This window comes from Kosakonia sp. Marseille-Q7440 (assembly GCF_965119485.1).
Map to the genome: position 1 here is coordinate 530,876 of NZ_CBCPLT010000001.1, position 15,686 is coordinate 546,561.

A 15,686-nucleotide genomic window follows, 5' to 3' on the forward strand; every position below is an offset into this window, starting at 1 on the left:
GCGCGTTCTCAAAAATCCACCGGTGCCTTAAACGTCATGCTGTTGCCAAACGCCGGATGGGTAATCGTCAAGATTTCGGCATGGAGCTGTAAACGCGGTGCCATCGCCAGCGCTTCCGGCGTCGCATAAAAGCGGTCGCCGAGGATCGGATGACCCAGCGCCAGCATATGCACCCGCAGCTGGTGCGAGCGGCCGGTGATCGGCTTCAGGCGCACCCGCGCGCTACCATCTTCGTCATACGACAGCACTTCATACTCCGTCTGCGCCGCCTTGCCGGTTTCAAAACAGACCTTCTGCTTTGGTCGGTTCGGCCAGTCGCAAATCAGCGGCAGATCCACCAGCCCTTCCGCTTTTTCCGGGTGACCCCAGACGCGCGCCAGGTACTGCTTTTTCGGCTCGCGTTCACGAAACTGGCGCTTTAATTCGCGCTCGGCCGCTTTGGTGAGCGCCACCACTATCACGCCGCTGGTGGCCATATCCAGCCGATGCACCGATTCCGCCAGCGGATAATCGCGCTGAATGCGCGTCATCACGCTGTCTTTGTGCTCATCAAGACGGCCCGGCACCGACAACAAGCCGCTGGGCTTGTTGACGACCATAATGTGCTCATCCTGATAGAGAATGACCAGCCAGGGATCCTGCGGCGGGTTGTAGGGCTCCATCACCATTGCGGGCTCCGTTATTGATGCGTGACGACAATCAGACGCAGCGCGTCCAGACGCCAGCTGGCCTGCGCCAGGCTCTCCATCACCTGCAGCCGGTTGCTCTCGATCGCTTCCAGTTCGTCATCACGAATGTTCGGGTTGACGGCTTTCAGCGCTTCGAGACGCGCCAGCTCCGCAGAGAGCTTCTCATCGGCTTCGCGGCGCGCAGCTTCAATCAGTGCCTTCGCGGCATCAGCCACCTGGGCTTCACCTTTTTGCAGGATGGTATGCACCTCCTGCTGTACGGCGTTGACCAGTTTGCTGCCGGTATGGCGGTTGACCGCGCTCAGCTGACGGTTAAAGGTCTCAAACTCCACCTGTGCGGCAAGGTTGTTACCGTTTTTATCCACCAGCAGACGGATCGGCGTCGACGGCAGGAAGCGGTTAAGCTGCAACTGTTTCGGTGCCTGCGCTTCAACTACGTAGATCAGTTCTACCAGCAGCGTGCCGACCGGCAAGGCTTTGTTCTTCAGCAGCGAAATGGTGCTGCTGCCGGTGTCGCCGGAGAGGATCAGATCCAGGCCGTTACGGATGATCGGGTGCTCCCAGGTGACAAACTGCGCATCTTCGCGCGACAGCGCCACATCACGCTCAAAGGTGATGGTGCAGCCATCTTCCGGCAAGCCCGGGAAGTCCGGTACCAGCATATGATCTGACGGCGTCAGCACGATCATGTTCTCGCCGCGATCGTCCTGGTTAATGCCGACGATATCAAACAGGTTCATGGCGAAGGCGATAAGCGCGGTGTCATCATCCTGCTCGGCGATGCTGTCAGCCAGCGCCTGCGCTTTCTCGCCGCCGTTGGAGTGGATCTCCAGCAGGCGGTCGCGGCCCTGCTCCAGCTGCGCTTTCAGCTCATCATGCTGCGCGCGGCAGGTTTTAATCAGATCGTCAAAACCGTCGGTATTTTCCGGTGCGGCCAGGTAGTTAATCAGCTCGCCGTGCACGCTGTCGTAGATGGCGCGGCCGGTCGGGCAGGTGTGTTCAAACGCGTCCAGCCCTTCGTGATACCAGCGCACCAGCACCGACTGCGCGGTTTTTTCGAGATAAGGCACGTGGATCTGAATGTCGTGCGCCTGGCCAATACGATCCAGACGGCCAATACGCTGCTCGAGCAGATCCGGGTTGAAGGGAAGATCGAACATCACCAGATGGCTGGCGAACTGGAAGTTACGCCCTTCAGAACCGATTTCGGAGCAGAGCAGCACCTGCGCGCCGCTATCCTCTTCTGAGAACCAGGCCGCCGCGCGGTCGCGTTCAATAATCGACATCCCTTCATGGAACACCGCTGCGCGGATACCTTCGCGCTCGCGCAGAACCTGCTCCAGTTGCAGCGCGGTCGCCGCTTTGGCGCAGATCACCAGCACCTTCTGCGAGCGGTGGCTGGTAAGGTAGCCCATCAGCCACTCGACGCGCGGATCGAAGTTCCACCAGGTGCCGCTGTCGCCTTCAAACTCCTGATAAATCTGCTCCGGGTAGAGCATGTCGCGGGCGCGCTCTTCCTGGCTTTTGCGCGCACCCATAATGCCGGAGACTTTAATCGCCGTCTGGTACTGGGTCGGCAGCGGCAGTTTCACCGTGTGCAGTTCGCGTTTCGGGAAGCCTTTCACCCCATTACGGGTGTTACGGAACAGCACGCGGCTGGTGCCGTGGCGATCCATCAGCATGGCGATCAGCTCCTGGCGCGCATCGGCCGCGCCGTCGCGATCGCTGTTCGCGGTTTGCAGCAGCGGCTCGATATCCTGCTCGCCCACCAGCTCGCTCAGCATATTGAGATCGTCATTGCTCAGGCGTTCGCCCGCCAGCAGCAGCGCGACGGCGTCGGCCACCGGGCGGTAGTTCTGCTGCTCTTCAACAAACTGGGCGAAATCATGGAAACGGTTAGGGTCGAGCAGGCGCAGACGTGCAAAGTGGCTCTCCATACCGAGCTGTTCCGGCGTTGCGGTCAGCAGCAGAATGCCCGGCACGCGCTCGGCCAGCTGTTCAATGGCGAGATATTCGCGGCTCGCCTCTTTTTCGCTCCACACCAGATGGTGCGCTTCATCGACCACCAGCAGATCCCACTCGGCATCGCACAGGTGTTCGAGACGCTGCTTGCTGCGGCGCACGAAATCAAGGGAGCAGATCACCAGCTGTTCGGTCTCGAACGGGTTATCGCTATCGTGCTGCGCTTCGGCGTAACGATCGTCATCAAACAGCGCAAAGCGCAGGTTGAAGCGGCGCAGCATCTCAACCAGCCACTGGTGTTGCAGGGTTTCCGGCACCACGATCAGCACACGCTCGGCGGCACCCGCCAGCAGCTGCTGATGCAGGATCATCCCGGCTTCAATGGTTTTGCCCAGCCCCACTTCATCGGCCAGCAGCACGCGCGGCGCATGGCGACGGCCCACGTCGTGGGCAATGTGCAGCTGGTGCGGAATCAGGTTCGTACGCTGCCCGCGCAGGCCGCTCCACGGCATGCGGTACTGCTCACTCTGGTATTTCCGCGCGCGGAAGCGCAGCGCGAAACGGTCCATGCGATCAATCTGCCCGGCGAAAAGACGATCCTGCGGCTTGCTGAACACCAGCTTGCTGTCGAGCAGCACTTCACGCAGCACCACGTTGTTCTCCCCGGTATCAAGACGCGTACCGGTATAGGCGAGCAGACCGTTCTCTTCGTTGACTTCATCGATGGTGAGCTGCCAGCCGTCGTGACTGGTGATGGTGTCACCGGGATTGAACATGACGCGCGTGACGGGAGAGTCGCTGCGGGCATACAAGCGATTTTCACCGGTGGCGGGGAAAAGCAGGGTGACCGTGCGCGCGTCCATCGCAACGACAGTACCAAGTCCAAGCTCGCTTTCCGTATCGCTGATCCAGCGTTGACCAAGTGTAAAGGGCATAAATGAACTCTAATCTCTAATTGCAGGCAATAGTTCGTCACCGCCTGGCGACAGGCGGGCGGATAAATTTGGGGCCAGAAAAAGGAAGGGCGCTATGGTACTGGAACCAACTTCGTTCGTATAGACCGATTCGTGTAGCATCACGGTCAGAATAGTCCCAGCTGCCCTGCCATCAGTGTAGCAAAGTCATCGTCAAGGAAAGGGAGGATCCCATCGGCGACCGGCTGCAACTGCTTCGTTAAATAGTGATCGTAATCGAGCGGCGAGCGCTGGTAATCGACCGGTTCCGGGCCACTGGTGGTCCAGAGATACTTAATGGTGCCGCGGTTCTGGTACTGCGGCGCGCGCCCGCGCTTCTGGTTCTCTTCGTCGGCAAGCCGCGCGGCACGCACGTGTGGCGGCACATTGCGCTCATACTCCGCCAGCGGGCGGCGCAGGCGTTTGCGGTAGACCAGCTGCGCATCCAGCTCGCCCGCCATCAGGCTGGCGATGGTCTCGCGGATATAATCCTGGTACGGCTCGTTGCGAAAGATACGCAGATAGAGCGACTGCTGGAACTGCTGCGCCAGCGGCGTCCAGTCGGTACGCACCGTCTCAAGGCCTTTAAACACCATGCGCTGCGTATCGCCCTCCTGAATCATCCCGGCGTAGCGCTTTTTACTCCCCTGATCCGTACCGCGAATGGTCGGCATCAGGAAGCGGCAAAAATGGGTTTCGAACTCCAGCTCCAGCGCGCTCTCCAGCCCCTGCTGTTGCATGTGCGCCGTCCACCAGCGGTTAACTGTTTCGACCAGATGCTGGCCAATTTTCGCCGCCGCCTCTTCGCTGTGCTGATGCTTAAGCCAGACGAAAGTAGAGTCCGTATCGCCATAGATCACGTCATAGCCTTCGGCTTCGATCAGCGCTTTGGTTTGCAGCATGATCTGATGCCCACGCATGGTGATCGACGAGGCGAGCCTCGGATCGAAAAAGCGGCAGGCGGTGGTGCCGAGCACGCCGTAGAAGGCGTTCATGATGATCTTCAGCGCCTGCGACAGCGGCTTATTGCCCTGCCGTTTGGCCTCATCGCGCCCGTGCCAGATCTGCCCGACAATCTCCGGCAGGCAGTGCTTCTCGCGCGAAAACCACGCGCCGAGAAAACCTTCCGTGCTGTGCGCCGCATCCGGCTGCGCCAGCCCCTCAATCAGGCCGACGGGATCGATAAGAAAGGTGCGGATGATCGACGGGTAGAGGCTTTTGTAATCGAGCACCAGCACCGAATCATAGAGGCCAGGACGTGAGTCCATCACATAGCCGCCGGGGCTGGCCTGCGGTGCGACATCGCCGAGATTGGGTGCCACGTAACCGGCGCGGTGCATGCGCGGAAAGTAGAGGTGGCTAAAGGCGGCAACCGAGCCGCCGTGGCGGTCGGCGGGCAGGCCGTTGACCGTCGCGCGCTCCAGCAAAAAGGGCATGATCTCCGTTTTGTGGAAGATACGCGTCACCAGCTCGCAATCCTTCAGGTTATAGGTAGCGAGCGCCGGCTTATCTTCGGCGAAGCGGCGGTTGATCTCATCCATGCGATCCCACGGGTTGTCGATCGCTTTCCCCTCGCCGAGCAGTTCGCGCGATACCGATTCCAGTGAGAAGGAGGAGAAGCTCCAGAAGGCGGACTTCAGCGCGTCGATGCCGTCGATTATCAGGCGGCCCGGTGCCTGGGCAAAGAAGACGCCGTTTTTAAAGCCGTGCTCGCGCCACTCCAGCTCACTGCCATTGCGCCCGAGGGTTAGCGGCACGCGGTAGCGCTCGGCGCTCTTTTGCAGCACTTTCAAATCAAACTGCACCACGTTCCAGCCAATCAGCACATCGGGATCGTGCTCGGCAAACCAGGCGTTAAGTTTTTCCAGCAGCTGCGGGCGGCTGGCGACATAGATAAGATCGAAATCGAGCCCCTGCGCATCGCCATTTTCCGGGCCAAGCATATAGACCGTGCGCTGGCCGCAGCCCTCAAGGCCGATGCAGTAAAGCTCGCCGTGGCGGGTGGTTTCAATATCGAGCGACACCCACTTCAGCGGTGGGCGATAGTGCGGGCTCGGTTTCAGGCGCGCATTGACCAGCGCGTTGCCGTGCGGTTCGCCATCGACCCACACCGGGGCGGTGATAAAGCGTTCCATCAGATAGCGCTCCGGCGGGCGGACATCGCCTTCATAGACGGTAACGCCGCCTTCGCGCAGCAGCTTTTCAAAACGCATTAATTGACGGTGGGCGCGACAGTAGAGACCCATTACGGGACGGCGGTGAAAATCGTTGAGGGAGAGCGGCGTTAAGCGCCAGTTGTGCTCATCGCGCAGCAGCGCGCGGGCTTTGTCGGCCTGCTCAGCGGGAATAAAGGCAACCGACTCCTGCGGCGGCAACACCACGCGCAGCGGGCCGTTATCCGTGGCAAGCCAGAGTTCGATCTCCGTCCCGTTGGGCGTATCCCGCCAGTGACGGGTTAAAATAAAGCCTTCTTGCGCCTGCGCCACAGTTTGCTCTCACTCAACCAAAACCAGGCGAGATTATAGCCTGGTTCGGCAGGTGATGCTGTGGTTTTATACAGCTATTGCCCGTAATAGGCTTTCGCGCCGTGTTTACGTAAATAGTGCTTATCCAGCAGCGTTTGCTGCATGGCGGGCAGTTGTGGATTGAGCTGGCGGCTGAAGATGCCCATATAGGCCACCTCTTCCAGCACAATGGCGTTATGCACCGCGTCATCGGCATTTTTACCCCAGGCAAACGGCCCGTGGGAGTGCACCAGCACGCCGGGCATTTGCGCCGCGTCGATCCCGTTTTTCTCGAAGGTTTCGACAATCACATTGCCGGTTTCCCACTCATATTCACCGTTGATCTCCTCATCGTGCATTTTGCGGGTGCAGGGGATCTCGCCATAGAAGTAGTCGGCGTGGGTGGTGCCGGTCGCCGGAATGGGTTGCCCGGCCTGCGCCCAGATGGTGGCGTGGCGCGAATGGGTATGGACAATGCCGCCAATGGTCGGAAACGCCTGGTAGAGCAAGCGGTGGGTGGGGGTATCGGAAGAGGGCTTTTTCGTCCCTTCAACCACTTCGCCGGTGGCGATATCGACCACCACCATATCCTCGGCGGTCATCACGGTGTAGTCGACGCCGGAGGGTTTGATCACCAGCACGCCGCGGGTGCGGTCGACGGCGCTGACGTTGCCCCAGGTCAGGGTGACCAGATTATGTTTTGGCAGTGCCAGGTTGGCTTCCAGCACCTGCCGTTTGAGATCGTCGAGCATCGGTTTCTCCTGTATTGCCGGATGGCGCGTGGCTTATCCGGCCTACGGGTTCGTTTCGTCTGTATTGCCGGATGGCGCTGCGCTTATCCGGCCTACGGGTTTGTTTTGCCTGTATTGCCGGATGGCGCGTTGCTTATCCGGCCTACGGGTTCGTTTTGTCTCTATTGCCGGATGGCGCGTTGCTTATCCGGCCTACGGGTTCGTTTTGTCTGTATTGCCGGATGGCGCTGCATCTATCCGGCATATGGGTTTTGTAGGCCCGGTAAACGCAGTGCCACCGGGCATCGGCTTAGCGCTTAGAGCCGTAATAGAGCTCGTTCCAGCGCAGCGCATCTTTAAACGCTGGCAGGCGGGTATCTTCATCGATCACCGTCAGCTCAATGCCGTGCAGCTCGCTGAACTGGCGCATATCGTCAAGGGTCAGCGCCTGGCTGAAGACGGTATGGTGCGCGCCACCGGCGAGGATCCACGCTTCGGAGGCGGTGTTGAGATCCGGCAGCGCTTTCCACAGGGCATTCGCCACCGGCAGATTCGGCAGATCGTGCGGCGTTTTCACCGCTTCAACACAGTTCACCAGCAGGCGGAAGCGATCCCCGAGATCGATCAGGCTGGCGTTGATCGCCGGACCCGTTTTGGTGGAGAAGATCAGTCGTGCCGGATCGGCCTTGCCGCCGATACCGAGATACTGCACGTCCAGCGTCGGTTTTTCGTCGATGGCGATAGAGGGGCACACTTCCAGCATATGCGAGCCGAGCACCAGGTCGTTGCCATTCTCAAAGTGGTAGGTGTAATCCTCCATAAAGGAGGTGCCGCCGTTCAGGCCGCCGGACATCACCTTCATAATGCGCAGCAGCGCTGCGGTCTTCCAGTCGCCTTCGCCGGCAAAGCCGTAGCCCTGCTGCATCAGGCGCTGTACCGCCAGACCCGGCAGCTGTTTCAGGCCGTGCAGATCTTCAAAAGTGGTGGTGAAGGCGTGGAAGCCGCCCTCCTCTAAGAAGCGTTTCAGGCCAAGCTCAATACGCGCGGCATCAATCACATTCTGGCGTTTATCGCCGTTCACCTGTGCCGCTGCGGTCAGGCGGTAGCTGCTCTCATACTCATCGACCAGCGCATTGATATCGCCGTCGCTCACCGCATTCACTACCTGCACCAAATCGCCGACGCCCCAGGTATTCACCGAGAAGCCAAACTTGATCTGCGCGGCCACTTTATCGCCGTCGGTTACCGCCACTTCGCGCATGTTGTCGCCAAAGCGCACCACTTTCAGGTGGCGGGTATCCTGTTTCGACACCGCCTGGCGCATCCACGCACCGATGCGGGAATGAGCCTGTTTATCCTGCCAGTGACCGGTTACCACGCTGTGCTGCTGACGCATACGCGCGCCGATAAAGCCAAATTCGCGGCCGCCGTGCGCGGTCTGGTTGAGGTTCATAAAGTCCATATCGATGCTGTCCCACGGCAGGGAGGCATTGAACTGGGTATGGAATTGCAGCAGTGGCTTGTTGAGGATCGACAGGCCGTTGATCCACATTTTCGCCGGCGAGAAGGTGTGCAGCCACACCACCAGCCCGGCGCACTTCTCGTCATAGTTGGCATCGCGGCAGATGGCGGTGATCTCATCCGGCGTCGTTCCCAGCGGCTTCAGCGTCAGTTTGCAGGGCAGTTTCGCTTCTGCGTTGAGGGCGTTAACCACCTGCTCGGCATGATGCGTCACCTGCTTCAGGGCTTCCGGCCCGTACAGGTGCTGGCTGCCAATAACGAACCAAATTTCATACTTGTCGAAAATAGTCATGATCGTGTCCTTAATGGGTTAACGCGGCCGGCGAAACTGTCGCGGCTGAAGGGAGATAGTGCTGCTCGGCGCTGACGGCCCACTGCTGATAGCGGCGATAGAGCCGTTCAAACTGCTGCGCCTGTGCCGAAGGCTGGAGCGTTTTCTCGATGGCGCTCGCCATCTTCTGCTGCGCAGCCGGGATATCGGCGTGTACTTCTGCGGCGACGGCGGCGAAGATGGCCGCGCCCAGCGCACAGCACTGCTCAGAGGCGACAACCTGCAACGGGCGGTTGAGCACATCGCAGCAGGCCTGCATTACGCCGAGGTTTTTACGTGCGATGCCGCCAAGCGCCATCACGTTGTCAACGGCAATACCCTGTTCGGTAAAGCACTCCATAATCGCGCGGGCACCGAAGGCGGTGGCGGCAATCAGCCCGCCGAACAGCGCCGGGGCGTCGGTGGCAAGATTCAGATCGGTGATCACCCCTTTCAGGCGCTGGTTAGCGTTTGGCGTGCGGCGACCGTTGAACCAGTCGAGCACCACCGGCAGGTGATCGAGAGAGGGGTTTTTCACCCAGGCATCTGTAAGCGCTGGCAGGAGCTGTTTCTGGCTGGCTTTGATCTGCTCTTTCAGTTCCGGGTGCTGCTGGGCCAGCTGTTCCAGCGGCCAGCCGAGGATGCGGCCAAACCAGGCGTAGATATCGCCGAAGGCGGATTGCCCCGCTTCGAGGCCGATAAAGTCCGGCACTACGCTGCCATCAACCTGGCCGCAGATGCCTTTCACCGCGCGGTCGCCAACGCTCTCTTTATCGGCGATGAGAATGTCGCAGGTGGAGGTGCCGATCACTTTCACCAGCGTATTAGGCTGTGCGCCCGCGCCGACGGCACCCATATGGCAGTCGAACGCGCCGCCGGAGATCACCACCGATTCCGACAGCCCCAGGCGCTGCGCCCACTCGGCGGTCAGCGTGCCCACCGGACGGTCGGCGGTAAAGGTTTCGGTAAAGAGCGGCCAGCGCAGGTGTTTATTGATAATCGGATCGAGTTCATCAAAGAAGGCGGCAGGCGGCAGGCCGCCCCAGCTTTCATGCCACAGGGATTTATGCCCGGCGCTGCAACGCCCGCGGCGAATCGCTTCCGGGCGCGTGGTGCCGGAGAGCAGGGCTGGCACCCAGTCGCACAGCTCTATCCACGAGGCGGCGGCCTGCGCCACGGCGCTGTCGGCGCGGGTCACGTGCAGGATCTTCGCCCAGAACCATTCGCTGGAGTAGATGCCGCCAATGTAGCGCGAGTAGTCGGTTTTACCGGAGGTGTGGCACAAGCGGGTGATGGCTTCCGCCTCTTCCACGGCGGTGTGATCTTTCCACAGTACGAACATGGCGTTCGGGTTGTCGGCAAACTCCGGGCGCAGCGCCAGCACGCGGCCTTCGGCATCAATCGGCGCAGGGGTGGAGCCGGTGCTGTCTACGCCAATGCCTTTGATCTCTGCGCGCTGGGCGTCGCTTAACTCTGCCAGCACGCTTTTGAGCGCCGCTTCCATCGATTCAATGTAATCGCGCGGATGATGGCGAAACTGGTTATGCGGCGCGTCGCAATAACGGCCCTCCTGCCAGCGCGGATACCACTCGACGCTGGTGGCGATCTCCGCCCCGGATGTGCAGTCTACCGCCAGCGCACGTACTGAATCGCTGCCGAAATCGAGGCCAATCGTGATTGCCATGCTTAGTGCTCCATAAGAATAACCGTTAGAAAAACGATAGAGATCGGCGGCGAAAACCGTCAGGCAGGATTCGCTAATCTTATGGACGAAATTGCTATGGCATCGCAAAGTGTGACGCCGTGCAAAAATTCGATGTGGACATTTCTGTCGCCTTTATAGACACTTCCGTTATCCGTTTTGACCCTGCTTTAAGGCGTTAAAAAGGGCTTATCGCTTTTGTCTTGCGGCATCGCGTGATAGCAGTATTGACGCGCTTTGCCCGCCATTAGCCGGGAAATAACGGGAATGACAATATGGACAATTGGTTTCCTTGTCGGGTAGGGGAGTAATGCGTTTTATGGCCGAATCTCAAAATGATCCACTGCTGCCCGGGTACTCGTTTAACGCGCACCTGGTGGCGGGTCTGACGCCGATTGAATCGGAAAGCTATCTCGACTTTTTTGTTGACCGACCGATGGGGATGAAGGGCTATATCCTCAACCTGACGGTGCGCGGCGAAGGCGTGGTGATGAACCAGGGCAAACAGTTTGTCTGCCGACCCGGCGATATTCTCCTTTTTCCCCCCGGCGAGATTCACCACTATGGCCGCCATCCTGACGCCGAGGCGTGGTATCACCAGTGGGTCTATTTCCGTCCGCGCGCCTACTGGCAGGAGTGGCTAAACTGGCCGACGCTCTTCGCACAAACCGGTTTTTACCGCCCTGATGATGCGCATATGGATCGTTTTCGTGACCTTTTCGCGCAAATTATCGATGCCGGGCAGAGCGCCGGGCGCTACGCCGAACATCTGGCGATCAACCTGCTCGAACAGCTGCTGCTGCGGCGCATGGAGGCGATCAACGAATCCCTCAATCCGCCGCTCGATAACCGCGTGCGTGACGCCTGTCAGTACATCAGCGATCACCTTTCCGATAACCATTTTGATATTGCCAGCGTCGCGCAGCATGTCTGCCTCTCGCCGTCGCGCCTGTCGCATCTCTTTCGCCAGCAACTGGGCGTCAGCGTGCTGAGCTGGCGCGAAGATCAGCGCATCAGCCAGGCAAAACTGCTGCTCAGCACCACGCGGATGCCGATTGCCAGCGTCGGGCGCAACGTCGGCTTTGACGATCAGCTCTACTTTTCCCGGGTGTTTAAAAAATGCACCGGTGCCAGCCCGAGCGAGTTTCGTGCAGGATGTGAATGAAGCGTAAAGAATGGAAATAATCTGTTCTTCAATCTGACATAAGTGGTAAAGATTCAGATAATTGAAAGCTTGACGGTGGCGGAGGCGCTCCGCAGAATCCGCCGTTCAATCTGAACAGGACCCTTTATGGAAGCATTGCTGGAACACTTTATTACCCAGTCAGCCATGTACTCGCTGGTGGCGATTGCGCTGGTCGCTTTTTTTGAGTCGCTGGCGCTGGTGGGGCTGATCCTCCCCGGCACGGTGATGATGGCGGCGCTGGGCGCGCTGATTGGCAGCGGGGAAGTTAATTTCTGGCATGCGTGGCTGGCGGGCATTGTCGGCTGCCTGCTCGGTGACTGGATCTCCTTCTGGCTCGGCTGGCGCTTTAAGAAACCGCTGCACCGCTGGTCTTTCCTGAAAAAGCACAAAGCGCTGCTCGATAAAACCGAACACGCGCTGCATGAGCACAGCCTGTTTACCATTCTGGTGGGGCGCTTTGTCGGCCCGACGCGCCCGCTGGTGCCAATGGTCGCCGGAATGCTCGATCTGCCGATCCGCAAATTTTTACCGCCGAATATCATTGGCTGCCTGCTGTGGCCGCCCTTCTACTTCCTGCCGGGGATTCTTGCCGGTGCGGCGATCGATATCCCTGCCGATATGCAGAGCAGCAGTTTTAAATGGCTGCTGCTGCTGACGGCGATTGTGCTCTGGCTGGCCTGTTGGCTCTGCTGGCGTCTGTGGCGCGCGGGCAAATCGGGCAGCGATCGCTTAACGGCGTACCTGCCGCGCCAGCGCCTGCTCTGGCTGGCACCGGGCACGATGATGATTGCTATTGCCTCAGTAGTGATGCTGGCAAAACACCCGCTGATGCCGATCTATCTCGATATTCTCAGCAAAGTGATCCGCGGTCACTGAGCCTGAATGCCCAGCAGGGCGGAGACCGGCGCGTTGCCGCTAAGCAGCGTGTCGGTTGCGCCATCCCAGGCGATACGTCCTTCGGCGACCACCAGCGCGCGTTCGGCAATGCGCGCGGCATCCTCCACGCTGTGCGACACCATCAGCAATGTTAACTGTTGGCGACGGCAGACGCTCTGCACCAGCGCGAGCATCTCCTGGCGCAGGGCGGGATCGAGCGCGGAAAAGGGCTCATCCAGCAGCAGCAGCGGCTGCTCGCGCACCAGGCAGCGGGCTAACGCCACGCGCTGGCGCTGGCCGCCGGAGAGCTGATCCGGCAGCCGCTCCAGCAGTGCCTCCAGTCCCATGGTGGCGGCAATCTCATTAAGCTTCTCCCGCTGCGCGGCATTCAGCTTCAACCCCGGATGTAAACCCAGGCCAATATTCTGCCGCACCGTCAGGTGGGTGAAGAGGTTGTTCTCCTGAAACAGCATCGACACCGGACGGCGCGCGGGCGGCGTGCGGGTGTGATCCTCATCGCCAAGTAAAATCGTGCCGCTGGCAGGGGGAATAAACCCGGCAATCAGGTTCAGCAGCGTGCTCTTGCCTGCGCCACTGGGGCCGAGAATGGCAATCTGCTCACCCCGTTCGGCTGCGAGGGTAAAGCGCATCGGCAGATGCTCGTAAAGCCAGGTGACATCAATCAGTCTTAGCATGGCGGCCCGGTAGTTTTTCAATCACAGTGAAGAGTAAAAAGCAGAGCAGCAGCAGGATCAGCGCGGTGACGGCTCCATCCTGGCTGCGGTAAGAGCCAATTTGCTGATAGAGATAGAAGGGCAGGGTGCGGAAATCATCATTACCGAACAGCGCCACCACGCCGAAATCACCAATCGACAGCACGCAGGCAAAGGCCAGCGCCTGCGCAATCGGGCGTTTCAGCGCGCGTAACTCCACCACCCACAGGCGGCGAAAACCGGCAATGTCGAGCGACTGGCAGAGCAGGGCATACCGCGCGGTGAGATCGCGCATCGGGTTTTCCAGCACCTTTAAGGCATAAGGGATCGCCATCAGCGCGTTGGTGAATATCACGATGCCATCGGCGGATTCAGGCAGGCCGATGGTGTTATTGAGCAGCAGGAAAAAGCCGGTCGCCAGCACAATCCCCGGCATCGCCAGAATCAGCATGCCGCTCAGTTCGAGCGTCTGCCCGGCCGCTGTGCGGTGGCGCGCGCGCAGTTCACGGCTGCTCCACAGCAGCATCATGGTCAGCACCACGCAGAGCAGTCCGGCGACCAGCGCGATGCGCAGCGAGGTCCACACCGCCTGCCACAGCACCGGCTCTGCCAGCACTTTCAGTAAACTCACATTAAGCCCGTCGACAATCACCGCCAGCAGCGGTGGCAGCAGGAGCAGCAGCGCCAGCACGATTAACAGCGTATCGGCGAGGCGGCTAAACCAGCGCGTTTCCGGGTCGCGCCAGCCCTGAATATGATGGCTGCCGACGGCGAAGGCTTTACTCATCCGCTGGCTTAACAGCACCAGCCCGAGGCAGCAGATCATCTGGATCAGCGCCAGTATCGCCGCGCGGGCGGGATCGAAGTCAAAGCTAAGCGCCTGGTAGATGGCAAGCTCAATGGTGGTTGCCTGCGGGCCGCCGCCCAGCGACAGCACGGTGGCGAAACTGGCGAAGCAGAGCATAAAGATCAGCGCTGCCACCGGCGGGATCTGGCGGCGCAGCCAGGGCCACTCGACAAAGCGGAAGAAGGCCCAGCCACGCATGCCAAGCTGGGCTGCCAGCTGGCGCTGTTCACCGGGGATCTGCTCCAGCGCCTGTAGCAGCAGGCGCGAGGCCATCGGCAGGTTAAAAAAGAGGTGCGCCAGCAGAATGCCCTGCAAGCCGTAGGGCGAAAAGGTCCACTCAATGCCGAGCGTCTGGCAGAGCGTGGCGAGCCACCCCTGACGACCATAGACGCTGAGAATGCCAAACACCGCCACCAGCACCGGCAGGATCAGCGTCATCGCGCATAAGCGCAGCAGCAACTGGCGGCCAGGAAAACGGCGGCGGTAGAGCGCACGGGCAAGGAAAATGGCGGGCACCACGGAGAGCAGGGCGGAGAGAAAAGCCTGCCAGAAGGAGAAACGCACCACGTGCCACAGGTAGCTATCTGACAAGAAGTCGGAGAGCCCTTCGACAGGTGCGTTTTGCCACAGCGCAAAAAAGGCCGCCAGCGCCACCGCCACCATCAGCGTGGCGGCGGTGAGGCCAGGAAGCAGCCAGCCGGGAATTAGCGGCTGACGGCGCGTTGCCACGAGGCTATCCATGCTGCGCGCTGGGCTGCCACCTCTTGCGGCGAGAATTGCAGCGAGGTTTGTGGTTTCTCAAGCTGGTCAAAACCGGCGGGCAGCGTGACGTTGCTCACCGGGTACATCCAGTTGCCCGTTGGGATGGCGCTCTGGAAGGCCGGTGAAACCATAAATTTAAGGAATTTTTCTGCCAGCTCCGGCTGTTTGCTGGCGGTGGTGCGCGCCGCGACTTCAACCTGCAAATAGTGGCCTTCGCTGAAGTTCGCCGCCGCGTAGTTCTCTTTCTTCTCTTCGATGATGTGGTAGGCAGGCGAGGTGGTGTAGCTCAGTACCAGATCGCTTTCGCCTTTCAAAAAGAGGCCGTAGGCTTCGCTCCACCCTTTGGTGACGGTAACGGTTTTGCCTGCCAGCTTTTGCCAGGCTTCGGGGGCTTTATCGCCATAGACTTTCTGCATCCACAGCAGCAGGCCGAGCCCTGGCGTGCTGGTGCGCGGATCTTCATAAATCACGCGCCACTTCTTATCGCTCTCGACCAGCTCTTTCAGGCTCTTCGGCGGGTTTTTCAGTTTGGTTTTGTCATAAACAAAGGCGAACCAGCCGTAATCGAACGGCACAAAGGTGTCATTGCTCCAGCCGCCCGGCACCTTCACCGCATTATCCGGCACGCCGCTTTTGGCGAAGAGTTTTGTCTGGGTCGCGGCTTCCAGCAGGTTGTTATCAAGACCGAGCACGACGTCAGCTTTGCTCTTTTTGCCCTCCATGCGCAGACGGTTGAGCAGCGAGACGCCATCTTCCAGCGCCACGAACTTCAGTTCGCAGTTGCAGTCGGCTTCAAAGGCTTTTTTTACCGCAGGACCTGGGCCCCATTCGGCGGCGAAGGAGTCGTAGGTATAAACGGTCAGGACGGGTTTAGCGAAAACGGGCGCGGCAATAAGCAGCAGCAGTGACAACGATTTTTTTAACACTTTG

General features: G+C 59.9%; 11 protein-coding genes. 2 read left to right on the forward strand and 9 right to left on the reverse strand.

Translation table 11 applies throughout. From position 1 onward, the window contains the following. Positions 1 to 8: 8 nt before the first annotated feature. The 6 genes from rluA to araB all read right to left on the reverse strand — a co-directional run bounded on the left by rluA (position 9) and on the right by araB (position 10,354). Complete coding sequence (gene rluA, locus ACWPW2_RS02390) at positions 9 to 668, reverse strand: bifunctional tRNA pseudouridine(32) synthase/23S rRNA pseudouridine(746) synthase RluA (protein ID WP_094419342.1); 660 nt, start codon at positions 666 to 668, stop codon at positions 9 to 11. An 11-nt stretch (positions 669 to 679) separates the two neighbouring features. Next, the gene (rapA, locus tag ACWPW2_RS02395; RefSeq protein ID WP_454121521.1) at positions 680 to 3,586 is read right to left on the reverse strand and encodes an RNA polymerase-associated protein RapA; all 2,907 of its coding nucleotides are present in this window, start codon (positions 3,584 to 3,586) and stop codon (positions 680 to 682) included. A 146-nt stretch (positions 3,587 to 3,732) separates the two neighbouring features. Then, positions 3,733 to 6,090 carry a DNA polymerase II gene (polB, locus tag ACWPW2_RS02400; protein WP_454121522.1) on the reverse strand — a complete coding sequence of 786 codons (2,358 nt, stop codon included), beginning with the start codon at positions 6,088 to 6,090 and terminating at the stop codon, positions 3,733 to 3,735. A gap of 74 nt (positions 6,091 to 6,164) precedes the next feature. After that, positions 6,165 to 6,860, reverse strand: coding sequence for an L-ribulose-5-phosphate 4-epimerase (gene araD / locus ACWPW2_RS02405; RefSeq protein WP_326902385.1), 696 nt, complete (start codon positions 6,858 to 6,860; stop codon positions 6,165 to 6,167). Positions 6,861 to 7,149: 289 nt separating this feature from the next. Further along, entirely contained in the window at positions 7,150 to 8,652 is a 1,503-nt protein-coding gene (gene araA / locus ACWPW2_RS02410) for an L-arabinose isomerase (protein ID WP_312119207.1), read from the reverse strand. 10 nt (positions 8,653 to 8,662) lie between these two features. Continuing rightward, the gene (gene araB, locus ACWPW2_RS02415) at positions 8,663 to 10,354 is read right to left on the reverse strand and encodes a ribulokinase (RefSeq protein WP_454121523.1); all 1,692 of its coding nucleotides are present in this window, start codon (positions 10,352 to 10,354) and stop codon (positions 8,663 to 8,665) included. Positions 10,355 to 10,691: 337 nt separating this feature from the next. On the opposite strand from araB, the gene araC reads away from it, so the two are divergent. Both araC and ACWPW2_RS02425 read left to right on the forward strand, forming a co-directional pair. Then, entirely contained in the window at positions 10,692 to 11,537 is an 846-nt protein-coding gene (gene araC / locus ACWPW2_RS02420) for an arabinose operon transcriptional regulator AraC (protein WP_023480364.1), read from the forward strand. Between the two features lie 126 nt (positions 11,538 to 11,663). Then, the gene (locus ACWPW2_RS02425) at positions 11,664 to 12,434 is read left to right on the forward strand and encodes a DedA family protein (RefSeq protein WP_454121524.1); all 771 of its coding nucleotides are present in this window, start codon (positions 11,664 to 11,666) and stop codon (positions 12,432 to 12,434) included. Here ACWPW2_RS02425 and thiQ read toward each other — a convergent pair. The 3 genes from thiQ to thiB are packed head-to-tail and all read right to left on the reverse strand — an operon-like array spanning position 12,428 to position 15,682. Next, complete coding sequence (thiQ, locus tag ACWPW2_RS02430; RefSeq protein WP_454121526.1) at positions 12,428 to 13,129, reverse strand: thiamine ABC transporter ATP-binding protein ThiQ; 702 nt, start codon at positions 13,127 to 13,129, stop codon at positions 12,428 to 12,430. The two genes, ACWPW2_RS02425 and thiQ, sit on opposite strands and share 7 nt — an antisense overlap. Continuing rightward, positions 13,113 to 14,723, reverse strand: coding sequence for a thiamine/thiamine pyrophosphate ABC transporter permease ThiP (thiP, locus tag ACWPW2_RS02435; RefSeq protein ID WP_454121527.1), 1,611 nt, complete (start codon positions 14,721 to 14,723; stop codon positions 13,113 to 13,115). Before thiP ends, thiQ begins: the two co-directional genes overlap by 17 nt. Then, entirely contained in the window at positions 14,699 to 15,682 is a 984-nt protein-coding gene (gene thiB / locus ACWPW2_RS02440) for a thiamine ABC transporter substrate binding subunit (protein ID WP_454121528.1), read from the reverse strand. Before thiB ends, thiP begins: the two co-directional genes overlap by 25 nt. Between the last annotated feature and the right edge of the window lie 4 nt (positions 15,683 to 15,686).